This is a genomic window from Sphingomonas sp., from assembly GCF_048595155.1.
In the GTDB taxonomy this organism is placed as follows: domain Bacteria; phylum Pseudomonadota; class Alphaproteobacteria; order Sphingomonadales; family Sphingomonadaceae; genus Sphingomonas_I.
Genome location: NZ_JBMDXN010000047.1, coordinates 24,818 through 40,187, shown reverse-complemented (window position 1 = coordinate 40,187; position 15,370 = coordinate 24,818). Strand labels below are relative to the sequence as shown.

Below are 15,370 nucleotides of genomic sequence, written 5' to 3'. Positions count from 1 at the left end.
CCGTGCTTGCGGCGCTGCCGATCCATCCCCACAGAGTCGGGATGACCAAGACATTGCCGCCCCCGCCCGTCGCCACCACCAAGCCCTATAGCTACGAACGCCATGGCGTGACGATCGACGATCCGTGGGCGTGGCTGAAGGACCCGGCCTATCCGGACGTCTCCGACGAAGCGGTGCTATCCTATCTGCGCGAGGAGAATAGCTATTTCGAGGCGGCGATGGCGCCTCACGGGCCGCTGATCGACACGATCTTCGAAGAGATGAAGGCGCGGGTGAAGCAGGACGATGCGTCGGTACCGCAGAAGGATGGCGATTATCTCTATTGGTGGGCGTACGAGACCGGCGGCCAATATCCGAAACATTGGCGGCGCCCCGTCGCGGGCGGCGCGGACGAACTGCTGCTGGATGAGCCGGCCGAGGCGGCGGGCAAGGACTATTTCCGGGTCGGTGCGGTGGCGATCAGCCCCGACGGCAAGCTGATGGCGTGGAGCGCGGACGACACTGGCGCCGAACGCTATGTCCTGCGCATACGCGATCTCGCCACCGGCCAGGACATCGAAACTGTTAGCCCGGTTACCAATGGGGGCGTTGCCTGGAGCGCCGGTTCGGACGCGATCGCCTATACCGAGGTAAACGACAATTGGCGCAGCTATCGCGCCCTGCTGCACCGGCTGGGGACCGATCCGAACACGGACAGCCTGCTGTATGAGGAGGCCGACGAAGGCTTCCGCGTCGCCGTCGGGAGCACGCGAGACCGGCAATGGATCGAGATTGCGACCGGTGACAATCAGACGAGCGAAGTCCGCCTGGTCCCGGCCGCCGATCCGCAGGCGGAGCCGATCCTCGTCAGCCCGCGACACGTGAAGCGCCAATACAGCGTCGATTCCGCCCATGGCAGCCTCTGGATCCTGACCAACGACACGCATGTGAATTTTCGGGTGGCGCGGGCCGATCCCGCCGATCCCGGCATATGGCACGAGGTTGTGGCGGGATCGGATCATGTCTATCTGACCGGCATCGCCGCCTTCGATCGCCATTTGATGATGGCCGCGCGCATCGACGGGCTCGATCAGATCATCCTGCGCGACTGGGACGGCGGCAGCCGCCAGGTCGCCTTCCCCGAAGCGAGTTATAGCGCGGCGGCGTCGAACAATCCCGAATTCGCGCCCGCCGCCTATCGTCTCACCTATTCCTCGATGGTGACGCCGCTGACCGTCTTCGATTGCGATCCGGACACTTTGGCGCTGACCACATTGAAGGTGCAGGAAGTGCCGTCGGGCTATGACGGCAGCCGCTATGCGACCGAGCGGGTGACCGTGAGGGCACGCGATGGCGCCCACGTGCCGGTGTCGATCGTCTATCCCATCGGCTTCCCCAAGGACGGCAGCGGCAAGCTGTTCCTCTATGCTTATGGTGCTTACGGCCACGCCATCCCGCCCAGTTTCTCCGCGGCGCGATTGAGCCTGCTGGATCGCGGTTGGGCCTTTGCCATCGCCCACATCCGTGGTGGCGATGACCTGGGCTATGACTGGTATCTGCAGGGCAAGGCCGAAGCGCGCTGGAACACGTTCCATGACTTTGCTGATGCCGCCAAGGGCCTGATCGCCGCCGGCTTTAGCTCCGCCGGCAATATCGCCATCAACGGCGGATCTGCCGGCGGCGAGCTGATGGGCGTAGTCGCCAATACCGATCCCGAATTGTGGGGCGCGGTGGTGGCCGACGTGCCGTTCGTCGACGTGCTCAACACGATGCTGGACGCCGAACTGCCGCTGACGCCCGGCGAATGGCCCGAATGGGGCAATCCCATCACCGACAAGGCGGCATTCGACCTGATCCGCAGCTACAGTCCCTATGACAATGTCGCGGCGAAGACCTATCCGCCGATGCTGATCACCGGCGGTCTCAACGATCCGCGCGTGACCTATTGGGAGCCTGCCAAATGGGCGGCCCGGCTACGCGCCACCAAGACGGACGACAATATCCTGCTGCTCAAGATCAACATGGGCGCGGGGCATGGCGGCAAATCCGGCCGGTTCGAGGCATTGCACGAGCGCGCCGAAGCTTTTGCCTTCGTACTGACCCAGATGCCGTAAAATCTCTCTGGCGCGCGGCGGCCCTGAACAAGGTCCGCCGCGGCCGGAAATCTTGTACGAGGAGCGTCAGCAATGCGGTGCATGAGTGCATCCTCTCGGACAAAATGCACTACATCTGCAATCGTGTGTTGATATATTATATCATATGACTAAGCGACTCCCCAGAACAGTGGGAGCTGCGTGAATGCGTAAAGTGATGATGACGTCGATGGCGGCTGTGCTGCTGACCCCTGCCGCGAATGCAGCCGGCGGTGAGCCGACCGATCCGAACGAGATCATCGTCACCGCGCCGCTGGCACGCACGCGCGAAGATGTCATTGCCGGCACGTCGGTGATCAGCGGGCTGGATCTTGCGCGCAACTTGCGGCCGACCATCGCCGAAACCCTGACGCATCTGCCCGGTGTCTCGGCAAGCTCGTTCGGCCCCAGCGCATCGCGGCCGATCCTGCGCGGCTTCCAGGGCGCGCGCATTCGCGTGCTGACGGATGGCGTCGGCAGCTTCGACGTATCCAGCACCAGCGTCGATCATGCGGTCGTGATCAACCCCCTGCTGGCCGAGCGGGTTGAAGTGGTGCGCGGCCCGTCGGCTCTGCTCTATGGTTCAGAAGCGATTGGTGGTGTCGTCAACGTGATCGACACGCGCATCCCGCGATCGATTCCCGAGGCCGGCTATCGTCTGCAGGGGCAGGCCAATTACGGCAGTGCCGCCAACGAACGCTCGATCGGCGCCGCCGCCGATGCCAAGGTCAGCGAAAATATCGTGCTGCATGCCGATGGCAGCTATCTGAAATCCGGCGATTTGCGCATCGGCGGCTATGCGCTGCGCCCGGAATTGCGCAGCCAGGCGCTGGCGTCGGCCGCCACGGTCGGCACGCCCGATGATGATATCGACTTTGCCGCCAATGCCGCAGTGAAAGGCAAGCTGCCCAACACCCAGTCCCGAACCTGGGATGCGGCGCTCGGCGCATCGGTCATCACCTCCACCGGCAATTACGGCATTGCCGTCAGCCATTATGACAGCCTTTATGGCGTGCCCGTGCGGTTTGCGACGCAGCCGGGCGAGGAACAGGAAGCGCCGCGCCTCGACGTCAAGCAGACGCGCATCGATGCCCGCGCCGCCGTCGATACGGGCGGCAACGTGCTGGAACAGATCCGCTTCCGCCTGGGCGCCGCACGCTATCGGCATTTCGAGCTGGAAGAAGACAATTCGATCGGTACCGCTTTCTATTCGCAGGGCATGGAAGGCCGCGTCGAACTGGCGCAGGCGCAACATGGCGTCTGGCGTGGCGTATCCGGCGTCCAATTTTCGTATCGCGACTTCAACGTCATCGGCGACGAAGCCTTCCTGCCACGGAACAGCACCGACACGATCGGCCTATTCACACTGCAGCAGCTGGATTTCGGCAAGTTCAAGATTGAGGGCGGCGCGCGCTACGAACATGCCATGTTGAAGGCGATGCCCGGCGACGATCAGCCGCAATTCGCCGCCGGCCAGCGCGATTTCGGCGCGGTCTCGGGATCGATCGGGGGATCCTATACCCTGTTCGACGGCTGGAAAGTCGGTTTGAACCTGTCGCACAGCGAACGCGCGCCATCGGCGGAGGAATTGTTCGCCAACGGCCCGCATGCCGGCACCGAGGCGTTCGAGATCGGCCTACCCACGCTGGCCAAGGAGCGCGCCAACGGCATCGAGGCGGTGCTCCACGGCCATGGCCGCAATTACGACATCGAAGCGTCGGTCTATTACAACCGCTTCTCCAATTACGTGGATCAGTTCGCCACCGGAACCCTGGAAGACGGCCTGCCCGTCTACCAGACCGCCCAGGGCAAGGCCCGCTATTACGGGTTCGAGATCAACGGATCCTACACGCTCGCCCGGCTCGGCGACACGCAGATCGTGGCTGATGCCCTCGCCGATTATGTCCATGCCACCATCGTCGATGTCGGCCCGGCGCCGCGCATCCCGCCGCTGCGCCTGCTCGGCGGGGTAGAGGCACGCGGTGGACGCGTGTTCGGCCGGGCCGAAGTCGAGTGGATCGATCATCAGGATCGCATCACTGCGTTCGAGACGCGTACGCCGGGCTTCACCATGGTCAACGCATCGATCGGCGTGCACCCTCTGCGTGACAATCAGAATTTCAGCCTGATCCTTTCGGGGAACAATCTGCTGGACGTGACGGCACGCCGCCATGCCAGCTTCCTGAAAGATTATGCGCCCTTGGCGGGCCGCGACATCAGGGTGACGGCGCGCTTCGCGCTCTGATCGCGCGATCGAGCGCGGCAGCGGCGGCCTCGGGCGTGGCTTTGCCGCTGTCGCGATCGACAGAATAATTGGCGGTGCGCATATCCTCGACCCGGATCGCGCCGATCAGCGGGCGCAGTGCGGCGGCAAAGCGGGCATCGCGGGCATAAGCGGGCGATGCGAGCAGGATCGCATCATAATGGGGCATCGCGCCTTTGGGATCGGCCAGCACCGTCAGATGATCGGCGGCGATGCGCCCGTCCGACGAGAAAGCGGAGATGACGTCCGCCTGGCTCGACGCGAGCGCCCGATACATGAAGGTCGGGCTATAGGCGCGCGTCGCCTTGAAACGCAGGCCATAGGCATCGCGGACCGCATGCCATTCCGGCCGATCGAGAAATTCCAGATCCGCACCGAGCGTCAGCTGCGGCGCGCGCGCCGTTAGTTGGGCCAGGGACGCAAGGCCGCTGTCCGCCTTGACCGCCAACGCATAGGCATTCTCGAAGCCCAACGGCCCGATCAGCGCAGTCTTCGGCCCATTGGCCATCCAGCGTGCGATCCCGTCCAGCATTGCGGCACGCGTGGGCGTGCTGGTCCGCCCCATCGCGCCGGTCCACAAAGTCCCCGAATATTCGACATAGACGTCGATATCGCCGCGCTCGAGCGCCCGGAACGCCACCGCCGAGCCCAACCCTTCGCGATAGGAGACGCGATAGCCCGCCTGCTCCAACCGCAACCCGATCAGCCGGGCAAGGATATATTGTTCGGAGAAATTCTTGGCGCCGATCGTCACCGTGCGCTCGGGCGCGCGCAATTGCGGCACCAGGGCCAGCAACAGCCCCAAAGCAAGCAGGCCGATCCCAGCGAAGGTCCATGCCGGCCGTCTGCCGCCAATGCCCTTCTCGATCAGGGCGAGCAGACCGTCGGTCGCGAGCGCCAGCAAGGCGGCGGCAATGCAGCCGGCCAGCACCAGATCCCATCGCTCGATCTGCAGGCCGGCAAAGATCGGATTGCCCAGGCTGGGATAGCCGACGGTGGTGGCCAGCGTCGCCGCACCGATCGTCCACACCGCCGCCGTCCGAACGCCCGCCATCGCGACCGGTGCCGCCAATGGCGCTTCGACCAGGCGCAGCCGCTGCCAGCGCGTCATCCCAACCGCGTCCGCCGCCTGCAGCACCGCCGGATCGATCCCGTTCAGCCCGGCCAGCGTGTTCCGCAAGATCGGCAGTAGCGCGTAGAGGAACAGTGCCAGCAAGGCCGGCAGGAAACCCAGCGCCGGTATGCCGCCCCCGACCAGCGCTGACAACGCCAGCAGCACCGGATAGAAAAGCGCCAGCAAAGCCAGGCCGGGAATAGTCTGCACCAGGCTCGCGAGACCGACCACAATCCCCGCCAGCCGCGGGCGGCGCGACGCCAGCACGCCGAGCGGCAGGCCGACGAGCAGCGCCAGCACCAGCGCGGCCGCCGCCAGCAGCACATGGCTCGCGATCAGCGGCGGCAATTGGAGGAGCGCGTCCTTCATTGCGCCAACCGGCCGAGCCGTTCCGCCTGCTGGCGCGGAATGGCGACGAGCGCATCCGCACCCGGCCCGGCCAGCCCGGCGATCATCTCACGCGGGGTCGCATCGGCGACGATCCGCCCCTGCGCCATCACCACCACCCGATCCGCCAGCAACAGCGCTTCGGCCATGTCGTGCGTGACAAGGATGGTGGTGAGGCCGAGCTGTTCGTGCAACGCCAGAACGGTATTCCCCAGCCGATCGCGCGTCACGGGATCGAGCGCACCGAACGGCTCATCCATCAGCAGCAGCTTCCCCTCGCCCGCCAGCGCGCGGGCAGTGCCGACGCGCTGCTGCTCGCCACCGGAAAGCTGCGCCGGAAAGCGATCGGCATAGGCTGCGGGGAGTTCGACCTGCTCCAGCGCCGCGCCGACGTCCACCGCCGACCCGCCGGCCAGGCGCGGGATGATGCGGATATTCTCCGCGACACTCATATGCGGAAACAGACCGATATTCTGGAAGACATAGCCCACGCTTCGGCGCAGCGCGATCGGATCGATCGTGGCGACATCGCAGCCGTCGATCAGCACCTTGCCATGATCGGGTCGATCAAGCCGATTGACCAGGCGCAGCAGGCTCGACTTGCCGGAACCGGACGTCCCCACCAGCGCAACGAAACTGCCCTTGTCGATCTGCAGCGACAGGCTATCGACCGCCGACACGCCATTATACCGGCGCGTGACGTGATCGAAGGCCAGCTTCGGTTCGACCGCGCCGAGGCGTGCGGTCGCGCTACTCGACAAAAGCGTCGATCGCTTGCGCCAGCGCCACATCGCGCGCGGAAAGCCCGCCGCAATCGTGCGTGGTCAACAATATGTCGACGCGGTTCCAAACATTGGACCATTCGGGGTGATGATCGGCGCGCTCGGCAATCAGGGCCACGCGCGCCATGAAGCCGAACGCCTCGGGAAAGTCTGCGAAGACGAAGCGGCGCTGGATGGCATCGCGGCCTTCGTCATAATCCCAGTCGGGCAGCGCATCGAGCGCATCGGCCCGTTCGGCTTCACTCAACGCTTCGATCGCCATGCCCGCTCCCGTTCGCGCGTCCCCAAGTCCCTCGGGATCGTCTCACGCGATACTAACCGACACGAACCGTTTGAGCCAAACCGTAATACCACTATGCCGTCGTTCGATGGACACAGGTGGCAAAGAATCGTGGGGCAGCGCGCCGGATGCAGCGGCGATCGACGCGCTCGCCCGCGTCGCGATTGCGCAACTGCCCGACGTCTTCCGCCAATATCTGGGCGACGTCGTGCTGCAGGTCGAGGAATTCGCCGATGCGGAGACGCTGCAGGCGCTCGGCATCGACGATCCGTTTGCGCTGTCCGGCCTGTATCGCGGCCGCCCGGTGGGCGAGAAGTCGATCAGCGACAATGCCGCTTTGCCGGATATCATCACCCTCTATCGGCGCGCGCTGCTGGACGAATGGGTGGAGAGCGGTGAGACGCTGGAGCGGCTCGTCACGCATGTGCTGGTGCATGAAGTCGGCCATCATTTCGGCCTGAGCGACGACGACATGCACGCGCTGGAAGACGCACCCGGCCCGTGACCCGGCTGCTGCTGGACGGCATCTCCTGCATGCGCGGCGGACGGATCCTGTTCGAAGGCCGGCGGCTGGCGCTTGGGGCCGGCGACGCAGCGCTCGTCACCGGAGCCAATGGTGCCGGCAAGTCGAGCCTGCTGCGGATCGCCGCCGGATTGCTGACACCCACCCACGGTCAGGTGGTGCGCGAGGGCGGGATTGCGCTGGCCGCGGAGGCCGCCGCCCTGGACGAAGACGAAGGTCTGTTTGCCGCGCTCACTTTCTGGGCGCGGCTGGATGGCGGCGATGAGGATCGCGTCGCGTCCGCGTTGAAGGCGGTGGGGCTCGCCGGGCTGGCGATGGTGGCCGTCCGCTTCCTCTCCACCGGCCAGCGCCGCCGCGCCACGATCGCGCGCGTCATTGCCGGTGCCGCCCCGATCTGGCTGCTGGACGAGCCGGCGAGCGGGCTCGACGTCGCCTCGATCGAAACGCTGGCGGACATCATGGCGCGGCACCGTGCCGGCGGCGGCATCATACTGGCCGCCAGCCATCAGCCACTCGGCCTGGTCGATGCGCAGGAACTGGCGCTGTGAGCCTGTTCACCAACCTCGTCCGGCGGGATGTGATGCGCGCCTTCGCACAGGGCGGGGCGTGGCTGCCCCTGGTTTTCTACCTGCTGGTCGCGACCCTCTTCCCCTTCGCGATCGGCCCGGATGCCGCCCTGCTCGCGCGTGTCGGCGGCGGCATCTTGTGGACCGCCGCATTGCTGGCGGCTTTGCTCCCGGTGGAACGGCTGGTGCGGCCGGACCTCGCGTCCGGCGTGCTGGATCAGCTGGCACTACGCGGCCATAGCGAAGAGGCGATCGCCGCCGCCAAGATCCTCGCCCATTGGCTGAGCTTCGGACCGCCCTTGATGGCCGCGACCTTGCCGGCGGCCGCCTTGCTCGATCTGGATGGTGCAGCATTGCTGCGGCTGGAGCTCGGTCTTGCTCTCGGGACGCCCGGGCTTGCCGCCTTAGGTCTCGCGGTCGCGGCACTGACCGCAGGCCTGAGGGGGGCGGGTGCGCTGATCGGGCTGGTGATGCTGCCGCTGGCGATCCCCTTGCTGATCTTCGGCGCGGGCGCTGGCCCAGGGGCGATCAAGCTGCTGGCCGCGACCAGCCTGCTGTTCGTGGCCGGCGCACCCTTTGCGGCCGGCGCAGCGCTCCGGGCGGCGCGCAGCTAGAATCAATGAGTCCGCTAACCCGTTCGTGCCGAGTAGCGACCGAGTAGCCTGCAAGGCGTATCGAGGGTGCGTATCGAGGCAATGGCCGGTTGGCATCTCTCGATACGCGCCCTCGACAGGCTCGGTCGCTACTCGAAACGAACGGGCCTGTTAAAGTCATCGGGCTTTAAGGCTTCAGATCCGCCGCCAGCACCGCTTGCAGGATCGCCTGCGATCGGCGCTGGCCATAGCCTTTGCCATAGGCGCTGGACGTGATCGCAACCACCATATGGCGGCTCGGCACGACATAGATCTTGTTGCCGCCATTGCCCGACGCGAACACGACCGGCACTTTCCGACCTGCAATCTGTTGCACGCGATCATACCAGAAATAGCCATAGCCGTCGGCATAAGGATCGACGTCCGAAATCGTCTGCCGGCGCGCAACCATCGCGCGGATCCAGCCCGCGCTGACGATGCGCCGGCCCCGATAAAGCCCATCATTGCGCACCATCTCGCCGATCGTTGCAAAATCGCGCAACGTCAGCGAGAGGTTGCCCTGCCCCTTGGTGTATCCCGCCGCATCCGCCGCCCATTCCCACCGCGTGATGCCGAGCGGGCGGAAGAGCTGCACGTCCGCGAACCTTGCCATCGTCTCGCCGGTCGCGCGCGCCACCACCGCGCCCGCAACCCAGGCGGTCAGTGAATTATAGCGATAGCGCGTGCCCGGCGGATCGGCCCGTGGCACGGCGCGGAGGAAGGCGACCGGATCGGGCGCGAGATCCAGCTTGTCCTCATTGCCGGGCGACGCCGCATCCTCGTCGAACGCGGCCAGGCCCGATCGCATGGCCAGCACATCCCGCAGCGGCACATCCGCGATCGCGCTCCCTTTCACCTCGGGCAGGTAGCGGCTGACGGGATCGTCCACGCCATGGATCTTGCCGCGATCGATCGCGATGCCGACCATCAGCGCGGTCACGCTTTTACCGGCGGATCGAATGTCGTGCAGGCTCTCCGCCGTCTCGCCATGATAATAATGTTCGGCGACGATCTTGCCGTCGCGCAGCACGATCGCGCCGCGCAGATCGGGATGCTCGTCCTGCTCGAACGTCGCCAGCACCGCCTGAAGCGCGGGATCGGTCTGCGCCACGGCCGGACGGGCTGCAAAAAGGAAGACAAATGCCGCGATCGCGGTGCGGATCATCCGTCGCGGCTCCAGCGTGCGAAGATGGCCGTCGGCAACAGCAGGCCGCGCGCTTCTTCCCGCACCGCCATCTCCCCCACCTCAACCTTGCCGCCCAGATCCGCCAGCGCCTGATTGAGCAATTCCCCGATCGCGAGCGCGGACATGCGGACCGCATAGACGGTCAGCACCAGATATTTGGACTTTTCATCCAGCAATCGGCGGCAATGCGCGATCAGGCCGGGCAGATGCTCCTCGATCCGCCACACTTCACCTTCCGGCCCGCGCCCGAATTTGGGCGGATCGAGGAAGATGCCGTCATAACGCCGCTCGCGCCGCACCTCGCGCGCGGCGAACTTGACCGCATCGTCCACCATCCAGCGGATCGGACGATCGGTCATGTCGGACAGGAAAGCGTTGGACTTGGCGATCTCCACCGCCTTCTTCGACGCATCGACATGCGTCATGCGCGCGCCCTTGGCGGCCAGCGCCAGCGTGCCGACGCCGGTATAGCCGAACAGGTTCATCACCTCGTCGCCCTCGCTCGTGCGATCGCGCATCCAGCTCCATTGCGGCGCCATGTCGGGGAAGAAGGCGAGATGGCGGAAGGGCGTATTCTGCGCGGTGAAGCGCACCTCTTCCCACTTCACATGCCAGCCGCCGCGCGGGACATCGCGCGACAAATGCCACTTGCCGCCGCCATCCTCGTCCGACGCGGCGATGAAGTCGCCATCCGCGTCCCAGCTCGGGCTGGCCGGCGCCCACATCGCCTGCGGCTCCGGTCGAATGAAGCGGAAGCGGCCGAACCGCTCCAGCTTGCGGCCATGACCCGAATCGATCAGCCCGTAATCGGCCCAGGGTTCAGTCACGAGGGTGAGCAGGCTCATGCCGCCTTCGCCAATTTGCCGCCGACCGTGGCAAGCGCCTCGCCCCCGGCCAGTGCTGCTGCACCGGCCGCACGCGCCTGCGCCAGCGTGACCGCCTCGAACCGCTCCACGCTTTCGTGCAACGGCGCGATCCGTCCGTGGATCTGGATACCGCGCGCCAGATTGTCGCAGCGCGCCTGCACCGATTCCGCGCCCATCAGCAGCCCGGCTTTCGCCTGGATCTTTGCTCGCTGCAGCTCCGCCTCGGTCAGCTCTTCGGCAGTGCGCGCAAGGACCTCACGCGTCAGTGTCAGTGCCTTGGCGCCATCCCGGCGCGACGCAGCCAGATAGACGCCGAACACGCCGGTATCGGCATAGCTGTGATTCCAGGAATAGACCGAATAAGCGAGCCCGCGCTTTTCGCGCACCTCCTGGAACAGGCGCGACGATGCGCCACCGCCGGCCGCACCCGCGAACACACCCAGCGCGTGCACGTCCGCATCCAGATAGCCGACGCCGGGAAAGGCCAACGCGACGTGCAGCTGGTCAAAGCGGCGGACATCATGATGGACGCCGGCGGTGAAGGCGGCGGGCGGAACGGCGGGCGGCGCACCGACGGCCATGTCGCCGAACCGGGCCTCGACCTGGCGCAGAAAGGCGTCCTCATCGACCTTGCCGGCCGCGGCGAGCACCAGCGCATCGGGCCGATATTGATCGGCCAACCATCCACGCAACGCCGCCGCGTCGATCGCAGCGATGCTGGTTTCGTCCCCCAGCACCGGCCGTCCCAGCGACTGGCCGGGAAAGGCGGCGGCTTGCAGATGATCGAAGACGATATCGTCAGGCGTGTCGCGCGCTTCGCCCAGCTCGGCCAGGACGACGCTTTTCTCCCGCTCCAGCTCGTCCGCATCGAAATGCGGCGCCCGGATCAGATCGGCGATGATCTCCACGCCCAGCGGCAAATCGCCGGCGAGCAGGCGTGCGTTGAAGACCGTCTGATCGCGCGCCGTCCAGGCATTGAGCGATCCGCCGACATCCTCGATATCTTCAGCGAGCGAGCGAGCGTCGCGCCCGGCCGCGCCCTTGAACACCATATGCTCGACCATGTGGGCAAGCCCGGTTAGCCCCTCTGGCTCCGAGCGTGCGCCCACCGCGGCATACAGCCCGACTGCCGCCGTCTCCACCCCTGCCATCGGCTCGACCGCAATCGTCAAGCCGTTGCTCAGCCGGTGCATGCGCGCGGTCATGCCGCGGTCGCCCGTTCGGCGATATAGGCCTGGATCGTCGCCAGTTCGCTCGGCAACACGTCGTAGCGCTCCGTGCGATCGAACAGATCGCCCACCCGCGCCGGCAAGGTGGGCCGCCGGCCGGTCGCCCGTTCCACCGCATCGGGGAATTTGGCCGGGTGCGCGGTGGCGAGCGTCACCACCGGCACATCCGCCGGCAGTTCGGCACGATGCGCGGCGGCCAGACCGATCGCGGTATGCGGATCCAGCAGCATATCCGATTGTTCGGCGGCGCGGCGCATGGCGAGATCCATTTCGTCCGGATCGATCCGGGCGCTGGCGAACAATTGACCGGCCGTAACGCGCATTCCTGGCGTCAGGTTGAAACGGCGATCCGCCTCGAACCCCAGCATCGATTGCGCCAGCGCCTGTCCATCGCGATCGTGCAGATCAAACAGCAGCCGTTCGAAGTTGGAGCTGACCTGGATGTCCATCGACGGGGCCATCGTCGGCGTGACCGTGCCGACGGAATAATCCCCTTCGGACAAAGCGCGATGGAGGATGTCGTTGACGTTGGTCGCGACGATCAGCTTCGCGACCGGCAGGCCCATGCGGGCGGCGGCATAACCGGCGAAGACATCGCCGAAATTGCCGGTCGGGACGGAGAAAGCGACCGGCTTGTCCGGCGCGCCCAGCCGTACGGCGGCGTAGAAATAATAGACGATCTGCGCCGCAAGCCGGGCCCAGTTGATCGAGTTGACCGCCGACAAGGCGAAGCGGCCGGTAAAGGCCTGATCCGCGAACATCGCCTTCACCATCGCCTGGGCATGATCGAAGCTCGCATCCTCGATCGCGATATTGTGGATATTGGGCGCCAGCACGGTGGTCATCTGCCGCCGCTGCACCTCCGACACGCGCCCCTTGGGATGGAGCATGAACAGGTCGACCTTGGCGCGGCCGGCCAGCGCATCGATCGCGGCCGACCCGGTATCGCCGGACGTCGCGCCGACCACGGTCAAATGCGTGTTCCGGCTGGAGAGAAACCGTTCGAACAGCAGGCCCAGCAGTTGCAGCGCGACGTCCTTGAACGCCAGCGTCGGGCCGTGGAACAGCTCAAGGACCCAATTGCGCGCATCCAGCTGCACCAGCGGCGTCACCGCGGCGTGCGCGAAGCGTCCATAAGCCGTGTCGCACAGCGCGCGCAGATCGGTCGGCGACAAGGCGCCGCCGACGAACGGTGTCAGCACCGCCACCGCCGTATCGACATAGGACAGGCCTTGCAGCGCGGCAATCTGATCGCGCGTGAAGGTTGGCCAGGCCTCCGGCACATAGAGACCGCCATCGGATGCGAGACCGGCGAGCGTCACCGCCTCAAAATCGAGCGTGGGTGCGCCCCCGCGCGTGCTGACATAAAGCATGCCGCCCGGTTAGCGGGCGCGGCCGCTTAGGGCAAATTCCGATGCCTGCTGTTTGTCATTGCCACGGGTAAACCAGGCCTTTTGCTCCGCCACAGCCGGCCGCTGGCGATACATGCCCTCATTTGGCTTCCACGCCTTGGGCCGGCGAGGCGCGTCTAGGGTGCGGGCTCCCTATCCGGCGCCCAGTCTTTCTTCCGCCGCCTCTGCCACAGTGCCACGGCGTAGATGATCAGCGCGAGCGCGGCGAAGATGAACCATTGCACGGCATAGGACAGGTGGTTGTTCGGAATATTGCGCGGATCGGGTGGCGCGGTTGGCGCCAGTCCCGGCGCGGCGCTTTCACTGACGATCATTGGGGTAGGTGCCGCCGGCGTCGACAGAAGCCGCGCGATCAGCGGCGCATCCGTCGGCGCCTCGGTCAGGCGACCACTGACCGGTCCGCCGTTCCATTGCGGCGTGGTGGGCGCGGCCGATATACCGACATCCACCGCAATGCCCGGCCCCTCCGCCCCGGTCCGGCACGACGCGATGTGGCGCCAGCCCGAACGGCCATCGGCGCCGCGCCCAGCCTCCGTCTTCCAGCCCACGACATCCAGGCAATAGGCGCTGGTACGGCGGTAGAGAGCATCTGCCTTCACCGGGAACAAGGCCGCCAGCGGCAAGGGCGGCTTGGCGACGTTCGCCGCATAGCGCGCCAGCAGCGCCTCTTTCTCATGCAGGCGATGCAATTGCCAAATGCCGAGTCGCACCATCAGCAGGGCAGCGAGGACGACGACGATCGTCGGCAGAATCGGGATGCGGCGGATCATGACGGGCTGACCCTGCACTCGCGCGCGGCATTGCGATATTCAAGCGCCAACAGCACCGCCTTGCTGGCGCGCAGGCTAACGACGATCAACGCCAGCGTGATCGGCGGCCACAGCAACAGGTGGACCCAGAAGGGCGGGGAGAAGGTAAGCTCCACGACGATCGCGGAGGCGGCGACGATTCCGCCCAAGATGAGCGTCAGGAAGGCGGCGGGCCCATCGCCGACGTTGAATTGGGTGTAATCCAGCCCGCAGGACATGCAGCGATCCGCGAACTTGATCCAGCCGGCAAATAGGGTCCGGGCGCCGCAGTGCGGACAGCAGCCTTTCAGGCCGGCCGCTATCGGCGATGGCGATGGTGTCGACATGCTTGGGTCAGGCGCGCCCGTATCGCCAGGGCGCGAGGATCCCGACCTGCTGCATTACCCCGCGACTTGCGCGCCCCAGCCGCCCCAGACGTAGATGGAGACGAACAGGAACAGCCACACCACGTCAACGAAGTGCCAGTACCAGGCGGCGGCTTCGAAGCCGAAATGCTGCTTGGGCGTGAAGGCGCCCTTATAGGCCCGCACCAGATTGACGATCAGGAAGATCGTGCCGACCAGCACGTGGAAGCCGTGGAAGCCCGTCGCCATGAAGAAAGCCGCACCATAGTTCAGGCCTTTGAAGGCGAACGGCGCGTGCATGTATTCATAAGCCTGGATGCAGGAGAAGATCAGGCCGAGCAGGATCGTGCACCACAGACCCTGGATCATGCCCTTGCGATCGCCATGCAGCAGCGCATGATGCGCCCACGTGATCGTCGTGCCCGAGCAAAGCAGGATCAGCGTGTTGAGCAGCGGGAAGGCGAAGGGATTGATTACGGTCAGGCCCTTCGGCGGCCAAACGCCGCCGACCGCATCGACGGTCGAGGGAAAGAGCGAGAAATCGAACCAGGCCCAGAACCAACCGACGAAGAACATCACTTCGGAAGCGATGAACAGGATCATCCCGTAGCGCAGGTGAAGCCCCACGACGGGCGTATGATCGCCGGCATTGGCTTCGCGGATCACGCGGCCCCACCAGCCGGCCATCACGCCGAGCACGCACAGCGTGCCCGCCACGAACACAAAGCCACCATAATGCGCGCTGTGCATCCACATGATGGCGCCGGCGGCCATCAGCAAAGCGGAAAAGGCGCCCAGGATCGGAAACGGATCCGGCGGCAGGATGTGATAATCGTGGCTCTTTGCTCCGGCCATGCTCGTCCGTT

General features: G+C 65.8%; 15 protein-coding genes. 5 read left to right on the top strand and 10 right to left on the bottom strand.

Annotated elements, in window-relative coordinates:
- Positions 1–41 precede the first annotated feature (41 nt).
- Entirely contained in the window at positions 42–2,093 is a 2,052-nt protein-coding gene (locus ACOJSI_RS07465) for a S9 family peptidase (RefSeq protein ID WP_420137637.1), read from the top strand.
- 184 nt (positions 2,094–2,277) lie between these two features.
- The gene (locus ACOJSI_RS07460; RefSeq protein ID WP_420137636.1) at positions 2,278–4,356 is read left to right on the top strand and encodes a TonB-dependent receptor; all 2,079 of its coding nucleotides are present in this window, start codon (positions 2,278–2,280) and stop codon (positions 4,354–4,356) included.
- Here the strand turns inward: ACOJSI_RS07460 and ACOJSI_RS07455 are convergent.
- Genes ACOJSI_RS07455 through ACOJSI_RS07445 form a run of 3 tightly spaced genes read right to left on the bottom strand, consistent with a single transcriptional unit; the run spans position 4,328 to position 6,919 of the window.
- Positions 4,328–5,857: an ABC transporter permease/substrate-binding protein gene (locus tag ACOJSI_RS07455; RefSeq protein WP_420137635.1), complete on the bottom strand. Its 1,530-nt coding sequence runs from the start codon at positions 5,855–5,857 to the stop codon at positions 4,328–4,330. The genes ACOJSI_RS07460 and ACOJSI_RS07455 overlap by 29 nt on opposite strands.
- Positions 5,854–6,636: an ATP-binding cassette domain-containing protein gene (locus ACOJSI_RS07450; protein ID WP_420137634.1), complete on the bottom strand. Its 783-nt coding sequence runs from the start codon at positions 6,634–6,636 to the stop codon at positions 5,854–5,856. Before ACOJSI_RS07450 ends, ACOJSI_RS07455 begins: the two co-directional genes overlap by 4 nt.
- Positions 6,626–6,919 carry a 4a-hydroxytetrahydrobiopterin dehydratase gene (locus tag ACOJSI_RS07445; protein WP_420137633.1) on the bottom strand — a complete coding sequence of 98 codons (294 nt, stop codon included), beginning with the start codon at positions 6,917–6,919 and terminating at the stop codon, positions 6,626–6,628. The genes ACOJSI_RS07450 and ACOJSI_RS07445 overlap by 11 nt, the downstream gene beginning before the upstream one ends.
- A 106-nt stretch (positions 6,920–7,025) precedes the next feature.
- Here ACOJSI_RS07445 and ACOJSI_RS07440 point away from each other — a divergent pair, with 106 nt between their 5' ends.
- From ACOJSI_RS07440 to ACOJSI_RS07430, 3 genes are read left to right on the top strand one after another with little or no spacing between them, the layout of a single operon-like run.
- A complete protein-coding gene (locus ACOJSI_RS07440) occupies positions 7,026–7,442 on the top strand; it encodes a metallopeptidase family protein (protein WP_420137632.1) in 417 nt (138 codons plus the stop codon).
- Between the two features lie 29 nt (positions 7,443–7,471).
- A complete protein-coding gene (gene ccmA / locus ACOJSI_RS07435; protein ID WP_420137770.1) occupies positions 7,472–8,008 on the top strand; it encodes a heme ABC exporter ATP-binding protein CcmA in 537 nt (178 codons plus the stop codon).
- Positions 8,005–8,640, top strand: a complete 636-nt coding sequence (locus ACOJSI_RS07430) for a heme exporter protein CcmB (protein WP_420137631.1) — start codon at positions 8,005–8,007, stop codon at positions 8,638–8,640. The genes ccmA and ACOJSI_RS07430 overlap by 4 nt, the downstream gene beginning before the upstream one ends.
- 166 nt (positions 8,641–8,806) lie before the next feature.
- On the opposite strand, the gene ACOJSI_RS07425 is transcribed toward ACOJSI_RS07430, so the two are convergent.
- The 7 genes from ACOJSI_RS07425 to ACOJSI_RS07395 form a co-directional block, all read right to left on the bottom strand.
- Positions 8,807–9,823: a serine hydrolase domain-containing protein gene (locus ACOJSI_RS07425; RefSeq protein ID WP_420137630.1), complete on the bottom strand. Its 1,017-nt coding sequence runs from the start codon at positions 9,821–9,823 to the stop codon at positions 8,807–8,809.
- Positions 9,820–10,689, bottom strand: a complete 870-nt coding sequence (locus ACOJSI_RS07420; protein ID WP_420137629.1) for a class I SAM-dependent methyltransferase — start codon at positions 10,687–10,689, stop codon at positions 9,820–9,822. Before ACOJSI_RS07420 ends, ACOJSI_RS07425 begins: the two co-directional genes overlap by 4 nt.
- On the bottom strand, positions 10,686–11,915 hold the full coding sequence (locus tag ACOJSI_RS07415) for a M16 family metallopeptidase (RefSeq protein WP_420137628.1): 1,230 nt from the start codon (positions 11,913–11,915) through the stop codon (positions 10,686–10,688). Before ACOJSI_RS07415 ends, ACOJSI_RS07420 begins: the two co-directional genes overlap by 4 nt.
- Complete coding sequence (gene thrC, locus ACOJSI_RS07410; RefSeq protein WP_420137627.1) at positions 11,912–13,312, bottom strand: threonine synthase; 1,401 nt, start codon at positions 13,310–13,312, stop codon at positions 11,912–11,914. The genes ACOJSI_RS07415 and thrC overlap by 4 nt, the downstream gene beginning before the upstream one ends.
- A 155-nt stretch (positions 13,313–13,467) precedes the next feature.
- Entirely contained in the window at positions 13,468–14,121 is a 654-nt protein-coding gene (locus ACOJSI_RS07405; RefSeq protein WP_420137626.1) for an SURF1 family protein, read from the bottom strand.
- Positions 14,118–14,486, bottom strand: coding sequence for a DUF983 domain-containing protein (locus ACOJSI_RS07400; protein ID WP_420137625.1), 369 nt, complete (start codon positions 14,484–14,486; stop codon positions 14,118–14,120). Before ACOJSI_RS07400 ends, ACOJSI_RS07405 begins: the two co-directional genes overlap by 4 nt.
- Positions 14,487–14,540: 54 nt before the next feature.
- Positions 14,541–15,359 (bottom strand): cytochrome c oxidase subunit 3, encoded by an 819-nt coding sequence (locus tag ACOJSI_RS07395; protein ID WP_420137624.1) that lies wholly within the window; start codon positions 15,357–15,359, stop codon positions 14,541–14,543.
- Positions 15,360–15,370: the final 11 nt, after the last annotated feature.